The organism is Novosphingobium silvae (assembly GCF_009856825.1).
Lineage (GTDB): Bacteria > Pseudomonadota > Alphaproteobacteria > Sphingomonadales > Sphingomonadaceae > Novosphingobium > Novosphingobium silvae.
On record NZ_WVTD01000012.1, the window covers coordinates 99,300 to 112,882 of the forward strand.

Annotated in this window: 16 protein-coding genes; 10 read left to right on the plus strand and 6 right to left on the minus strand. The window is 61.1% G+C overall.

What is annotated here, in order from left to right; translation table 11 throughout:
* Window positions 1-2 precede the first annotated feature (2 nt).
* From GR702_RS15415 to GR702_RS15425, 3 genes are all read left to right on the plus strand, one after another.
* Window positions 3-644 carry a DsbA family protein gene (locus tag GR702_RS15415; RefSeq protein WP_048939561.1) on the plus strand — a complete coding sequence of 214 codons (642 nt, stop codon included), beginning with the start codon at window positions 3-5 and terminating at the stop codon, window positions 642-644.
* Window positions 645-664: 20 nt separating this feature from the next.
* Window positions 665-1,555: an MBL fold metallo-hydrolase gene (locus tag GR702_RS15420; protein WP_048939560.1), complete on the plus strand. Its 891-nt coding sequence runs from the start codon at window positions 665-667 to the stop codon at window positions 1,553-1,555.
* A gap of 432 nt (window positions 1,556-1,987) precedes the next feature.
* Complete coding sequence (locus GR702_RS15425; RefSeq protein ID WP_125445807.1) at window positions 1,988-2,254, plus strand: hypothetical protein; 267 nt, start codon at window positions 1,988-1,990, stop codon at window positions 2,252-2,254.
* A gap of 26 nt (window positions 2,255-2,280) precedes the next feature.
* On the opposite strand, the gene GR702_RS15430 is transcribed toward GR702_RS15425, so the two are convergent.
* The 4 genes from GR702_RS15430 to GR702_RS15445 all read right to left on the minus strand — a co-directional run bounded on the left by GR702_RS15430 (window position 2,281) and on the right by GR702_RS15445 (window position 5,119).
* Entirely contained in the window at window positions 2,281-2,841 is a 561-nt protein-coding gene (locus tag GR702_RS15430; RefSeq protein WP_037445072.1) for a hypothetical protein, read from the minus strand.
* On the minus strand, window positions 2,819-3,709 hold the full coding sequence (locus tag GR702_RS15435; protein ID WP_200875329.1) for a hypothetical protein: 891 nt from the start codon (window positions 3,707-3,709) through the stop codon (window positions 2,819-2,821). The genes GR702_RS15430 and GR702_RS15435 overlap by 23 nt, the downstream gene beginning before the upstream one ends.
* Before the next feature lie 199 nt (window positions 3,710-3,908).
* Window positions 3,909-4,379, minus strand: coding sequence for a Cu(I)-responsive transcriptional regulator (gene cueR / locus GR702_RS15440; protein WP_037445076.1), 471 nt, complete (start codon window positions 4,377-4,379; stop codon window positions 3,909-3,911).
* Window positions 4,380-4,423: 44 nt separating this feature from the next.
* Entirely contained in the window at window positions 4,424-5,119 is a 696-nt protein-coding gene (locus tag GR702_RS15445; RefSeq protein ID WP_048938670.1) for a FadR/GntR family transcriptional regulator, read from the minus strand.
* A gap of 307 nt (window positions 5,120-5,426) precedes the next feature.
* Between GR702_RS15445 and GR702_RS15450 the strand changes: the two genes are divergently transcribed.
* The 5 genes from GR702_RS15450 to GR702_RS22840 all read left to right on the plus strand — a co-directional run bounded on the left by GR702_RS15450 (window position 5,427) and on the right by GR702_RS22840 (window position 9,927).
* On the plus strand, window positions 5,427-7,502 hold the full coding sequence (locus GR702_RS15450; protein WP_048938671.1) for an FUSC family protein: 2,076 nt from the start codon (window positions 5,427-5,429) through the stop codon (window positions 7,500-7,502).
* The gene (locus GR702_RS15455; RefSeq protein ID WP_037445084.1) at window positions 7,499-7,690 is read left to right on the plus strand and encodes a DUF1656 domain-containing protein; all 192 of its coding nucleotides are present in this window, start codon (window positions 7,499-7,501) and stop codon (window positions 7,688-7,690) included. Before GR702_RS15450 ends, GR702_RS15455 begins: the two co-directional genes overlap by 4 nt.
* Window positions 7,691-7,699: 9 nt before the next feature.
* On the plus strand, window positions 7,700-8,611 hold the full coding sequence (locus tag GR702_RS15460) for an efflux RND transporter periplasmic adaptor subunit (RefSeq protein ID WP_037445086.1): 912 nt from the start codon (window positions 7,700-7,702) through the stop codon (window positions 8,609-8,611).
* 122 nt (window positions 8,612-8,733) lie between these two features.
* Window positions 8,734-9,033 carry an outer membrane factor lipoprotein domain-containing protein gene (locus GR702_RS22835; protein ID WP_160986708.1) on the plus strand — a complete coding sequence of 100 codons (300 nt, stop codon included), beginning with the start codon at window positions 8,734-8,736 and terminating at the stop codon, window positions 9,031-9,033.
* Window positions 9,034-9,039: 6 nt separating this feature from the next.
* Window positions 9,040-9,927 carry a TolC family protein gene (locus tag GR702_RS22840; RefSeq protein WP_474100220.1) on the plus strand — a complete coding sequence of 296 codons (888 nt, stop codon included), beginning with the start codon at window positions 9,040-9,042 and terminating at the stop codon, window positions 9,925-9,927.
* A 156-nt stretch (window positions 9,928-10,083) separates the two neighbouring features.
* On the opposite strand, the gene GR702_RS15475 is transcribed toward GR702_RS22840, so the two are convergent.
* Window positions 10,084-10,359 (minus strand): metal-sensitive transcriptional regulator, encoded by a 276-nt coding sequence (locus GR702_RS15475; protein WP_017502085.1) that lies wholly within the window; start codon window positions 10,357-10,359, stop codon window positions 10,084-10,086.
* Between the two features lie 202 nt (window positions 10,360-10,561).
* Between GR702_RS15475 and GR702_RS15480 the strand changes: the two genes are divergently transcribed.
* A complete protein-coding gene (locus GR702_RS15480; protein WP_337192616.1) occupies window positions 10,562-11,644 on the plus strand; it encodes an MFS transporter in 1,083 nt (360 codons plus the stop codon).
* Window positions 11,645-11,731: 87 nt separating this feature from the next.
* Window positions 11,732-12,082: an ArsR/SmtB family transcription factor gene (locus GR702_RS15485; RefSeq protein WP_048938679.1), complete on the plus strand. Its 351-nt coding sequence runs from the start codon at window positions 11,732-11,734 to the stop codon at window positions 12,080-12,082.
* A 161-nt stretch (window positions 12,083-12,243) separates the two neighbouring features.
* Here the strand turns inward: GR702_RS15485 and GR702_RS15490 are convergent, their stop codons facing one another.
* On the minus strand, window positions 12,244-13,455 hold the full coding sequence (locus GR702_RS15490) for a copper resistance protein B (RefSeq protein ID WP_037445092.1): 1,212 nt from the start codon (window positions 13,453-13,455) through the stop codon (window positions 12,244-12,246).
* Window positions 13,456-13,583: the final 128 nt, after the last annotated feature.

Sequence of the window (13,583 nt, forward strand, 5' to 3'; positions counted from 1 at the left end):
GCGTGCCGGGGCCACTCAATCGGAGGCAGGCAGTCGGGCTCGGCGCTGTAGTCGTGGGGGGCTGGGCGGTCGGACAGGTACTGCGACGCACCGCCCCGATTGGGCGTGACGTTGGTCCAACCGCCGACCTGATCCTGGCAGGCGGCAGTTCGCCTGAACACGGTCCTGCCGATGCGACGCTGCGGCTTGCCGTCTTCACCGATTATCGTTGCCCGGCCTGCCGTCACGCCTTCCCCGCGTTGGAAGAGGCCGTGCGACGCGATGGCAAAGTTAGGGTCATCTACAAGGATTGGCCGATCTTCGGTCCACCGTCTGAACGTGCCGCGAGCGTTGCGCTCAGCTGTGCCGAACAGGGCATCTACCCGGTCGTCCATCGCCAGCTGATGGCCGACAACCGTACGATTGACGACGACATGCTGCGGGACGTCGTAATCGGCGCTGGCGGTGACTGGCTGAGCGCAACGACGTGGCTTGCTTCGCATGCACAGGCTGTCGCGGCGCGCCTGCGTGCGAACGGCCAAGAGGCCTATTCGATCGGCTTGGCCGGCACCCCGGGCTTTCTTGCCGGACGCATGCTGGTGATGGGCGCGATCGATCCGGGTGATTTCGAGCGGTTGTTCGCGCGGGCGCGGGCAGAAAGCTAACAGAGCGAAAGGATGAAAACATGATTGAGTATAAGCACGATGGTATGACCGTTGCGTCGCTCCATGACGAACGCACTGGTAGCTTCCAATATGTTGTCGTCGACGACACTACGAAGACGGCCGCGATCATCGATCCAGTCCTGGATTTTGACCCGCGCGCTGGCGCGACCGCGACCCGCAACGCCGATCTTATCCTCGACTATGTGCGCGAGAAGGGGCTGACCGTCGAATGGGTGCTCGACACCCACCCACACGCCGATCATTTTTCGGCCGTTCCGTACCTCGCCGGCAAGACCAGTGGCAAAACCGCGATCGGCAACAAGGTCGTGGAAGTGCAAAAGCTGTGGCGGGACATCTACTGCCTGCCCGATCTCGCCGTCGACGGCAGCCAGTGGGACCGGTTGTTTGCGGATGGCGAGCGTTTCCGGATCGGCACGCTCGATGCTCATGTCATGCTGTCGCCGGGCCATACGCTTGCCTCGATCACTTATGTCGTCGGTGACGCCGCGTTCGTTCACGATACGCTGATGGTTCCCGATAGTGGCACAAGCCGAGCGGACTTCCCGGGTGGTGATGCTCATTCGCTGTGGTGCTCGATCCGCGCCATCCTCGATCTGCCACCCGAAACCGCAACCTATGTTGGGCATGACTATGGCAAGGATGGCAGGGACGTACTTGGTCGCTCGACCGTCGCCGATCAGCGTCGCGACAACATCCATGTTCACGATGGCATCGACGAAGCCGAGTTCGTCGCGACCCGCGAGAAACGCGACGCATCGCTCCCACTACCCGACCTGATGCTCGCCGCGCTTCAGGTGAACATACGTGGCGGCCGGCTGCCGGATGCGGACAAGTGTGGGACGGCGTTTCTCAAGGTGCCTCTGAACCGGTTTGGACCTGGTGCTTCATAGCTCAGTCCGCGCTAGGGCAGCTGCTGTTTCAAGTGTCAGAACCGAACGGTTATGACCCTCGGAGGGCGGCGGTATTCGACCATGCCGGCTCGGAAAGCTGCCCGGGCGCTAACCACCGCTTTTTGCCGTCCGTAAGCCAACGGATCAGCATTGCGCGTCGGTCGCACCGAATGTGGTTTCTGTCTCACGGAGCGTGCGTTCCCCGCATCGATCCGTCTCACGCAATGCGAGCCGAAAACCGCCCTATATTGCAGTTCCGGGCGATCATCATTGCGAGCCGCTACACTTAGCGGGCTGCGCGATCCTCGGCGTGCTCGGCGTGCTCGGCGTGGGATTGGCGGCCGGCCTGCTCAGCGGCGCGTCCAAGGACCTCTCGAAGCTAGAAAGATTCGAGTTCTCGATCGAGCCAGGCGAAACGCATCGGATCGGATCGTGGCTTACATGGTTGCGGGCGGGAGGATGAGGTTCGATAGCGACAGCGGAGCTGGCAGGGTTCGCTACCGCCTTCGTCTGGAAGACGGTCATAGCAGTTCTCTCATCGCCAATGGCGTTACATCGGCGAAGCAGCGAGGTGAACTAAGCCCTCAACATGGCAGCCTCTACGAATGGACCTGGGACAACCTCTCGCCGGGGCCGGTCCATGTCATCTTTTGTGCAGAAGGCGATTTCGATATTCTGGACAGGGTGGATGTTCGCTGATGTTGCCACTCTGAGCTCTGCGGCATTCACCCTCCACTGTTCACCAGCGGCGTGTTGATCAGGTTGTCCCGCCATTCTGCGATCGATGGCAAGAGGTTCGAGAGTTCCAGCGCTCGGCCGTCAAGAAGCACCGCCAACAAATTTGCGCATGTATAGTCTTCCCATGGGGTGACAGCTTCGATCTGCTGAAGCGTCCTTAGCGCATTGCCTTTCAACGTACCGCCATCGAGCCCGTTAAGAGCCTCGATCCACTCTTCCATGTGCTTCCAGTAATTGGCCGCCGCGTTGAGCGCTGCGGCCAATGACAGGCCGCCCCGCAGGATCGGCGGCACCTTCAACGCATCGATCAGACTGATCCCCAGACCGGTTCGGGTAGCGGTAAGATAGCGCTGAATGGCAATGAAGCCATGACCTATAAAATACTCGCCGGCGTCACAGAGCCCGTCAGATTCGGGGTCACGGGATGACACGATCGCTGCATTGATCCGACAAATTTCAATGTCCAGCAGCTTCAAGTGCCTGCCGAGCAAGGCAAAATCCGCATCAGCGTAATCCCCACCGACCCTAATAATCGCCATGGTGCTCATAGCCAACTTCGGACCAGTAGGCAGCTTCACGATCGGCATTCAGCTGATCCAGCGAGGCTGGTATCATCGTGAAATCGAGATTGTACATCGGCATCTGCCAGAACTGGTGAAACCAGCGCACATGTTCCTGGGTCGCGCTTTCGGATACCAACTCTTCGTCTTCGAGGCGCTTGGCCAACTGCCGCGTCAGGTCTCTGACATGGCCAGAATGCTCCTTGGCCCGAAAATCGACGGTGCCCCAGATATCGCTGGCCGCCTCTAACCCTGCCCTCGAAAATACGCCTACAGCATCGAGCGCCTCGATCAGCGTCAGTGCGAAGGGGCGTGTATGTATGCCCAAGCTCGAGAAGAGCGTCGGGTCACTCCACTGCGGTACACCATCTTCGTGCTGTTCGATGTCAGCGTAGAGGGTGCTCTCGCGGCTGTAGATTGCCCAGTTCGGCAGGATATATTCGCTCATTCCGCCTTCGAGATAATGGCCCTGGCGTTCGCTATCGACATAGTCCTGTAACTGCTCGACGTTGACGGGCCGCCAGCTCTGCGCCTTGGCGTATATGAGCCTGGCAAGATGGCTGTAGAAGTTCTTCACAATGCGCCCGATGCGCCCATCGACCTTGGAAGGCGGGCATCGAACCAGATCGAGCAAGATCAGCGCTTTCGCAGATTCTTCCTCGGCGAAGCCTTCGAGAACAGACGCTTCCCGGGGATTGTCGGTCAGCTTCTCAGCGGCGTTCCAAAACCCACGCGCGCTTGTCAGAATGATCGTCAGGCCCTCGGCAATGAAGTCTAGCCGCTCCGACTGCGCCATCTCACGCATCGCGCCGGCCTTCTTGGCGCCATAGGGAACAGAATTACGCTGTGTCGTCATGTGTAGCTCAAGACAGTGGCGGAAGGGGCGTGTTGGAACTGAACGATATTAGCATCGGCAAGTCTACGGTTCATGGAGACACGCGATGCTTTGTCCATTGATTACGGCTGCTGCATTCGCGAGGAAATCAAGATTTCTATGTCGAAACCTTGTTTTTCCGCCGCAGGGGCGTGCCAGTGGCTTACCGCGGCCTGCATCATCAGGTGACCCGCCTTTTGGTAATCGACTGGTGCCTTAGCCGCGCCACGCCATCGGGTTTGTAGACGCTCCCGCGGTCTTCAGCCGGCTCTTCCAGGTCCGCGATGATCGGGCAGTCTGGTCGGGCATCGCCGACACAGCCAGTAACGAGTGTCTGAAGCGTCCCGCGCATCTGCTCGAGAGCGGTGATCCGGGCACTCAACTCGTCTATATGGGATTGGGCAATCTTCTTTACATCCGCACTCTGTCGCGAACGGTCCCGCCACAGGCTCAACAAGTCGTTGATCTCGGCGACCGCAAATCCCATGTCCCGCGCCCGACGAATGAAGCGCAGATTGTGAACATCGGCATCCGAATAATCGCGATACCCGGAGTCGCGCCGGTCAGCCTTTGGGATGAGGCCAGTTTGTTCATAGTAGCGGATCATCTTGGCGGATACGCCTGACGCCTTTGCGGCTTGCCCTATGTTCATTCCTCTTCTCCTGCGCTCAGGGTCCCTGGATAGTATCTCGCTTTTCAGCTCCTGTCGGCCAGCGCCTTGATGAGCGGACCGACGACTTCACGGACCGCGAGCGCCGCGCCTTCCGCATCCTTTCGCTCGATGGCGTCTACGATGGCCTCATGCGCTTCAAGGGCCGGTTCGGGCAGGTCCACCTCGTCAAGGACCGACCAGACCCCGGAGCGGATCGCCTGCGAGAAGTAGCGATAGAGCTCGATCAGCGCTGTGTTGCCTGAAACGGACGCAAGAGCACTGTGAAAGGCGATATCCGCATCGACGAACTTCTCCAGACGGCTGTGGTCTTCCTGATTTCCGCGAACCTTGAGGAGTTTCCGCAACTTGATGACGTCTGCATCGGAGCGCTGGGTCGCCGCGCGACGGGCCGCTTCGGCCTCGAGCATGGCGCGCAACTCGAAATGATCGTGGAGGCTAGAGCGGCTCACCCGTCGCATAACCTCCGTCGGATCGACGTTCAGCCGGACGTAAGTTCCATCACCTTGGCGAACTTCCAGGACTTCAGCATGAGACAGGACCCTGATCGCCTCGCGGGTCGTATTGCGGCTGACGCCCAACAGGTCCGCAAGCTCCTGTTCCTTGGGGATGCGCTCGCCCACACGCCAGGCCCCGCTCTCAATCTGGGTGCGGATCTGTTCGATTGCCGAGTCGACAAGCGACCGGCGAGGCGCCTGCGTTAGGGTTGCGTTTCGAGTCATCGACTTCTCCTAGCGGATTTCATCCGGTCATCCCATCAATTTGGCGTTCAATATATGACCGAAATCCGCGCTTTTCCGGGGCCTTGGCGCCCAGCATCGCCGCGGTCGGCGAATGCCATCATCGTTGACCAGCTTACCACAGCTTGAAACTTTGGAAAGAGAAAGGTAGGATGATTGGATGTTAAAGGGTGAGCAGGCTTGGAGTCTCCGGCCCTGACACCCGCTAACCCAGGACAATCCTGCCCATGTCAGTCACAATCAAAATGGATGTGCGCGAAGCCACCGCCTGCGCTTTGGGCGTCAGGGGATGAGGCTGCAGACGATTGAAAGTCGGCTCGGCGGCAGGACCGCGAACGCCCTTGGCCTCGCAACCCGGCAGCTGAAAGTCTTTGACCTGCTCACGCCGCGCTGGGCCTATGTCTTTCGCTCGGTAACCGCCGCCGCGCTCGCCTATTGGGTCGCCTATACCCTTCAGATGGACAAGCCTTATTCGGCCGCTTCGACCGTGATGCTTGTCGCGAACATGAATCAGGGCGCCGTGCTGGCGAAGGGAAGCTGGCGACTGGCAGGTACGGTGGTTGGCGGCATTGCCGCTATCATCGTCATGGGCCTCTTCATTCAGGCCCCTGCGTTGTTCCTCATTTTCTTCGGGCTTTGGCTAGGCATATGTAGCGGCGCCGCGACGCTCATTCGCGGGTTCCGATCAACCGGACCTGCGGTTGCGGGCTATACACTGGGCTTTGCAACCTATGGTGCGCTCGAAGTTCCCGAAAACGCACTGAGCATCGTGCTGGGACGGGTGGCAAGCGTGGCGGTCGGTGTCGTCTGCCTTGGGCTTGTGACGGCGATTTTCTCCAGGCGCGCCGCTCGCGGCAAACTTGAAGGTGCGATCACAAGGCAATTGACCATGATTGGGCGCCTCGTGCTTGATCGTGTGGAAAACAATCCGGAGCGAGTCCAGGATGTGGGCGCCACCCACATAGCCGACATGTTCGCAATCGAAGACCTGCTCGAACTGAGCAGGGCTGAATCAACGGATGTCGCGGTGCGCGTCGGAGCGGTCCGCGAGGGGCTGGCGGGGATGTTCGCCGCCTTGCTTGGTGCGCGCGAACTCGCCTTTGCCTCCGTCGCCCGGGACCCGTCGTTTCTCAAGGCTCGCGAACTAGTAGGCGCTCATCTGCCGGCGGCTATCGGTCGCATCGAGACCGGCGACCGGGCCGGTCTCCAAGCCGCACTTGCAGAAATTCGGGGGCTTCACCTCAGCCTCCATCAGATCATCGCCGAGCTTGAGGTCGCCCATGACCGCGCCGACGTGATCATCGCGCTCGATCAGCTGCTCGAGGTCATCGAGGACTGGGAAAGTGGCATCGCTGGCTTACTGGGGCTTAACGGCGTGCATGCGCACCCCACACGCGGCTTCCATTTCCATCGCGACTGGACTGCGGCCGTGGAGAACGGCGTGCGCGCCCTTTTGTCGATCGTCATCGCTGGCGGTATCGGTATCGGTGTGGGTCTGCAGCAATGGCCACTCATGCTGCTTCTGCTGGCGCCCTACAGCATCCTCATGGCAATGACCGGCGATCCGGTGGGAGGCGCGTGGTCTTTTGTGAGGGGGACGCTGGTTGCCCTGCCAGCCGCGTTCATATGCGTTTTTCTCCTGCTTCCGTCGGTCAATGGCTTTCCGCTGTTGATCGCATCGATGCTGCCTTTCTGGCTTGCCGGGTTCTACGCAACGACGGTGCCACGCTACGTGTTCGATGGCATGGGTTTCCTCGTGGCTTTCAACACGCTGGTCTATGCGCAGAACCAGATGCTGTTCGACGGCGCCTTCTTCCTGAACGAGGCGCTGGGTTGGATGGTCGCCGTGATCGCCACTCTGTTGGTCCTCAAGCTTATCCTCCCCTTCAACCCTGTCGCGAGGGCCCATCGCTACGAGACAGCATTCCGGAGAGCTGTCACGATGGCGATCCGCAAAGGATGGACCGGGCGTCGGCACGCTTGGGAGCATCTTCAGCACCACCGCCTCGTAAACATCGCCGTCAGTCTGAAGGCGAGGCCATCAGTGGCCGCTGCGGTTCTGACCGAAGCGCTCGGGGCACTGCACTATGGGCGGACCGCGCTCCGGCTCAGGGCCGCGTTACAGGATGACAGGATTTCCGAGCGCGCGCTCCACTTCGGGAACGCTGCCCTAGACGCGGCGGCGCTCGATGATCCGGCGACAAGCCTGACGCTTGATTCCTTGTTCGAGGCAACACAACAATCGGATCACCAAGGCGGCGAGGATCAGGCGATCACGCACAGGGTCGCTGCATGCATCCGTAATCTCAGCATCCTCAAGCAAGCGCACGGCGCGTGGATCGCCGGGACGAGGAAAATCGCATGACCGAAGTCAATTTCGCCGGCGTCTACCTGCCGCCGCTGCTTCTCTACCTCATCGCGGCGCTGCCTGTCTTCGTTGGGACACGGGCGCTGCTGACACGAACAGGCGTGCTGCGGTTCGTCTGGCACCCGGGCCTGATGGAATGCGCGGTCTATCTCGCGATCCTCGCTGCTCTGTTTTTCCTTTTGTGAGATTTGCCGATGCCAACCTTTATCAAGCCCATCCTGCGCGTCGGGATCACCCTGCTGATCGTCCTGGCTGCCGGCATTTTGATCTCCACACTCTGGCAGACCTATGTGCGCTCGCCCTGGACCCGGGATGGCCGGGTCAGCGCGGACGTCGTTCAGATCGCGCCGGAGGTGTCAGGGACGATCGCCGAGGTCGCCGTGAAGGACAATCAATTCGTCCGGCGCGGTGATGTTCTATATCGCCTCGATCCCAAGCGCTTCGCGCTCGCGGTGCAAAGCGCGAACGCCGACCTGGAGGGGCGCCGCGCCGAGGCTTCGGTGAAATCAGCGATCGCTCGTCGTCGTACGGCTCTGGGCGGCGATATTATCGCGACCGAGACCATCGACCAGGCAAATGGCGAGGCTCGCATCGCCCATGCCGCCTACTCCGGATCGGTAGCGGCGCTTGATGTCGCGCGCCTCAATCTCGAGCGCTCCGTCGTTCGAGCGCCGATCGATGGCTATGTGACGAACCTGCGCCTGCGCCCGGGCGACTATGCCGAGGCTGGCAATACGAAGGTGGCTGTCGTCGATTCCAGCAGTTTCTGGGTCACAGGCTATTTCGAAGAAACGAAGCTAGCTGGCATTGCGCCCGGCATGAAGGCTCGGATCCGGCTGATGGGGTTCGAGCAACCCATAGAAGGCCATGTCGTGAGCATCGGGCGAGGCGTCACCGACACCAACGAAAAGGCTGACCAGCGCGGGCTACCGGCAGTCAACCCGGTCTTCACCTGGATCCGCCTTGCTCAACGTATCCCTGTGCGTGTCCAGATCGACAAGGTTCCCCGTGGAATCAGCCTATCGGCCGGCATGAGCTGCAGCATCGCAATCGGCAAAGCCAATAACGATGGCCGTCTCCTCGCCTGGACCCGTCAATTCCTGTGAGGCAGACCATGCGTCCCCAATTCGCGCTGATACCCGTGCTGCTGCTTTCAGCTTGCGCCACCCCAAGGATGGTACGGTATGACGAGCCAGTGCCAACGCTTCCATCTAACTGGAGCGAGCCCTTGCCCGCTGCGGCGGGCGTGGCAGACGTTACCGACCTCAAGACCTGGTGGCGAGGGTTCAAAGACCCGCTTCTTGACCGGCTTGTTGATCAGGCCTTGGTAAACAACCTCGATCTAAAGGTGGCGGCTCAACGGCTCATCGTCGCGCGCGCGGAACGCGATGCGCTCTCGGGCACGCTGAAGCCCAGGATCGGCATTAGCGCCAACAGCCTGCAGCAGCAGACGAGCCGAAGGGTCGAATGGCCGCGCGGCATCGGATTTACCGACACGCAATCTGTGCAACTTGAGGCGAGCTGGTAGATCGACCTGTTCGGCAGACTTCGGCAAAGCGTCGAGGCCGCCGATGCAGAACTTGGTGTAGCCGAGGAAGACCGGCGGTCAGTCCTGCTCAGCCTGCTTGCAGAAATCGCGACAAATTATGTGGAACTGCGCTCTGCCCAGGAGCGCCTCGACATCGCAGAAAGGAATGTCGACCGTCTTAAGGCTACGTTCGATACCCTGACTCGCCTTCAGAGGGCCGGGCTCGCGAGCGGTTCGAGCGTTGCGCAGGCGAGGGCCGAATGGCAGTCGGCTCTCGCTCAACTGCCCTTGTGGCGCGGCCGCATCGCCCGGCATTCGCATGCCATCGGTGTTCTGACAGGAGGGTTTCCTGGCGATCTGGGCCAGGAATTTGAACGCACGCCGCATATCCTGCCATCTGCGCCAGCGCTTCCCGTGTCCGTGCCATCGCAGGTGTTGCGGGACCGGCCCGATGTGCGCGGGGCTGAGCGACGAATAGCTGCGGCTACCGCGCGACAAAACGTCGCTGTGGCGGATCTTTTTCCGCGCTTTCGTATCCCGCTCACCTTGGGTACCGCAGCAAGCGGCTTCGGCTCGCTCTTCTCCGCAGCCAGCACCATCTGGAGTGTTGCGGCAACCGGTAGCCAGACGTTGTTCGACGATGGTCAGCGCAAGGCTCGTATCCGCGCTGCCGAGGCAATCACGGCGACCCAGCGGCTGCAATATGAACAGACCGTCCGCGTCGCCTTCAGGGATGTTGAGGATGCGCTGACCGGGATTGAGACAGAGGCGACGCGCCGCGAAGCTCTCGGCGCCGCGAAGCTCTCGGCGCCGCGACGGCCGATAGCCAGACAGCCCTTGATCGGGCATTGCGCGAGCGCCGCGCCGGCACGCTGGATTATCTCGATCTGCTGATAGCCCAGCGCGCACTCTTTGCCGCACAAGATTCCCTTGCACAAAGCAAGGCGGCTCAGGCCGTCAACCTTATCGCTCTCGCAAAGGCCCTGGGCGGAGGGTGGCAGACTGTCTTCGAGCAAGAGCGATCAGATACGGTGCCCGAAGCGCAGCTTCCTATAGCTTCGCCTTCGCAAAGATCTCCACCAGTTCGTTGAACTTGGCACGCTGCTGTTCGGCGTCACCCGAGGCGATCGCCTGTTCGACGCAGCAGGCCGCATGGGACTTCAGGATTTGCGTCTCGACCTTGGATAGCGCGGCTTTGACGGCATGCACCTGATGGAGAATGTCGATGCAGTACCTTTGATCTTCGACCATCTGGCCGACACCTTTGACCTGGCCGGCGATCCGGTTGAGGGCCGCGCTTATGTCATTGATGTCGCCTGGATCCACTGCAATACCCCTACCCTGGACGGGTATATAACGCGTCGGCAGGCACTGAGCATGTGGAGCGGCCGCCGACCAACCGATTTCCGCCCGATGAGAGGTTCCCATGAATAGCAAGCAGACGGCTGGGCGCAACATCGCTGTTCTGGCAGCGGCGCAAGCCCTTGGCGGCGCCAGTCCGCCGATTGTGATGTCACTTGGCGGACTGGTGGGGCTGCAGCTTGCCTCCAATCCGGCCTGGGCGACGTTTCCAGTCAGCCTTTTCGGCCTCGGTCTTGCATTTGGCACGCTGCCGGCGGCAGCCATGATGCGACGGTGGGGCAGACGAGCGGGCTATGTCCTGGGAGCCCTGAAGGGAATTCTTGGTGGCGCCGTGGCAGCCCTTGGCATTTTCTCCGGCTCCTTCAAAGTCTTCTGCCTGGGAACCTTCATCGCGGGGCTCTACAGCTCTTACGTACAGAGCTATCGGTTCGCGGCGGCCGATGCAGCGGAGGGCGAAATGAAGACCCGCGCGATCTCGCGGGTGATGGTCGGCGGTCTCATCGGTGCGATCGTGGGCCCGCAGCTTGTGATCTGGACGCGTGACGCCCTGCCACCTCCCTTTGTGGGCAGCTTTCTCAGCCAGGCGATCTTGCCGATGATCGCTATCCCCGTCCTGCTCATGCTTCGAACACCGCGGGCCGAGCAGGCCGCGCAAGGGATCGATACCGGGCGACCCTTGCTCGAGATACTGAGAATGCCACGCTACATTCTTGCGGTCGCGACCGGCGTTGTATCCTATGGCGTTATGGCGTTTGTGATGACGGCCGCGCCCGTCGCGATGGTCAAGCAAGGCTACGGGGTCGATAACGCGGCGCTGGGAATCCAGTGGCATCTTCTTGCCATGTTCGGCCCGAGCTTCTTCACCGGTCGCCTGATGGCCAGGTTCGGGAAGGAGCGGGTGACCGCGTTCGGCCTTGTGCTGCTCGCGGGTTCGGGTGCCGTTGCCTTGAGCGGCGCCGCATTGTCGAACTTTTGGGGATCGCTTGCGCTCCTTGGTGTCGGCTGGAACTTCAGCTTCATTGGAGCGACCGCGATGGTCACCGACTGTCACACCCCTGCAGAACGAGGCAAGGCCCAGGGTGCGAATGACTTTCTCGTCTTCGGGGTGACAGCCATTGTGTCCTTCCTTGCAGGATCGGTGATGCACAGCGCAGGCTGGGTCGTGATCAATTGGGCCATCCTGCCCGCGCTGGCGCTCATGCTGGTGCCATTGGTCTGGCAGGCGTCACGAGCGAAAGTCGCCCCCTGACCTTGTCGTCCTTGGAGAGGAGCCTCATCTCGTGCATATGAACATGTCCACATATGTCGAATGCATGCTGCCAAGAGTGAGATCGAAATGTCTGACGTCCATGAACATACAGGCCCGGACGTGGGGGATGCGCATCTCCGCCTATCGAGCCATGAGATGACTATTCTGGCCGAGACCTTTCGTTTGCTCGGCGATCCGACCCGTCTGCGGATATTGCTGTTTTGCCTGAATGTGCCCAAGGCGGTTGGCGACATTGCAGAAAGCCTCGGTCTTTCCCAGACGCTCGTAAGCCACCATCTGCGGCTACTGCGTGGTGCCCGACTGGTGCGGGGCGAGCGACAGTCTCGCCAGGTTTTCTATCAGGTAGCCGATGCGCATGTCAGTGACATGCTGATCGATATGGCATCCCATATCGGTGAGGATCACAGCGAGGACTGAATCGGCCGTTTGGATGGCCCAGACGCGCGTCAACTCGAGCTTTCTAGCTGGCGCGCGTCTGGGCCGCACTTGAAGCCTTCCCGAACACAGTCCTGAAAGTCCGGGGCAGCCTCAAGAGCATCGCGGCGAGGATCGTTGAAAATCCGCGCGTGCGATCTCTGTCAGAACCAGACCCGAACACCGGCGACGAGATTGAAACCTCCGGTGTCCTCGCCGGCAGCGCGAGCAATTCTGGCCGTCTCGCCGAATTTTCGTTCCCACGCCACACCCACATAGGGCGCAAACTCGCGGACAATCTCGTATCGAACCCGCAGCCCGAGCTCGGCATTGACCAGACCCGACCCGATCCCTTCCGCGCGCATATCCTGCGCGGAAAGGTTCACCTCGGCGCGTGGCTGCGCGACCAGGCGCTGCGTGATACGCTGATCATAATAGCCCTCGATCCTGCCCAGGAGATCGCCTTTGTCCGAGACGAAGGCCGCGCCCTCGATCTCAAACCAGTAGGGGGCCAAGCCTTCAAAGCCGATGACGGCGTATGTGCGCGAAGGCTCTGGTCGGATGTCCTGCCGTACGCCTGCTTGCAGATTGAAGTAGGGGCCAATCGCGCGGCTGTAGAGAGCCTGGACCTCGGCGCCCTCCAGACCGCCACCGAAATCACCTTCGCCTTCAGATTTGACCGTCAGCCGGTTGATGTCCCCGCCGAACCAGGCCTCTCCATCCCAATGATAGCCTTCCTTGCCATCGCGGATCTGGATCTCGGCGAGATTGAGCATGACCTGTGAATAGGACATCCCGCCATGCTCTTTCATCATGGCGTTCCGAACAGGCTTCATCGCATCGCGACCCCAGACCCGATCTGCATAATCTGCGTCGGGCGCTGCTGGCGCCGGTGCATTGCCGGCTGGAAGCGCAGTCCCCGACTGCTCCACCGATGGCATAACGGGAGCGGCCGCCTTCGGGGTGCAATGACCCATTGCCGCATGTTCGGGCGGGCAGGAGGGGTCTGAAGATGTCGCTGACGGGGGTGGTCCAGCTGACGAATCTTCGTCACCTTCCTGCGTGTCGGGCGCCGGTGTACAATGGCCCATCGCCGCATGCTCCGGGGCGCAGACAGGCTGCTTGCGGACTTTGACCTCGGGCGCCGAAGCAGGGACAAGCGGGTCCTTTTTCGCTTCGGCCGGGGCGGGTTTGCAGTGCCCCATGGCGGCATGTTCCGGAGAACATGCCGTCGCCCCCGTCTTGCTTGTCGCGTCCGGTCTATCTGCGGCCGACGCGGGCGCGCTTTGATGCTGAGAATGATCCATGGACTGAGCGCCCGCCGGGCTGGCGAGCGCCAGGACCGACGCCGCACTCAGGAATGCCAGGGTTTTCATGCTCGCAACTCGTTCATATGGCTGAGCCAGGCACTTGGCTTGCCTTTGGCGGCACCGGCAGGCTTGGGTGTGCAATGACCCATGGCGGCATGCTCGGGCGGGCAGGATGGATCGCTCTTCGCAGGCGC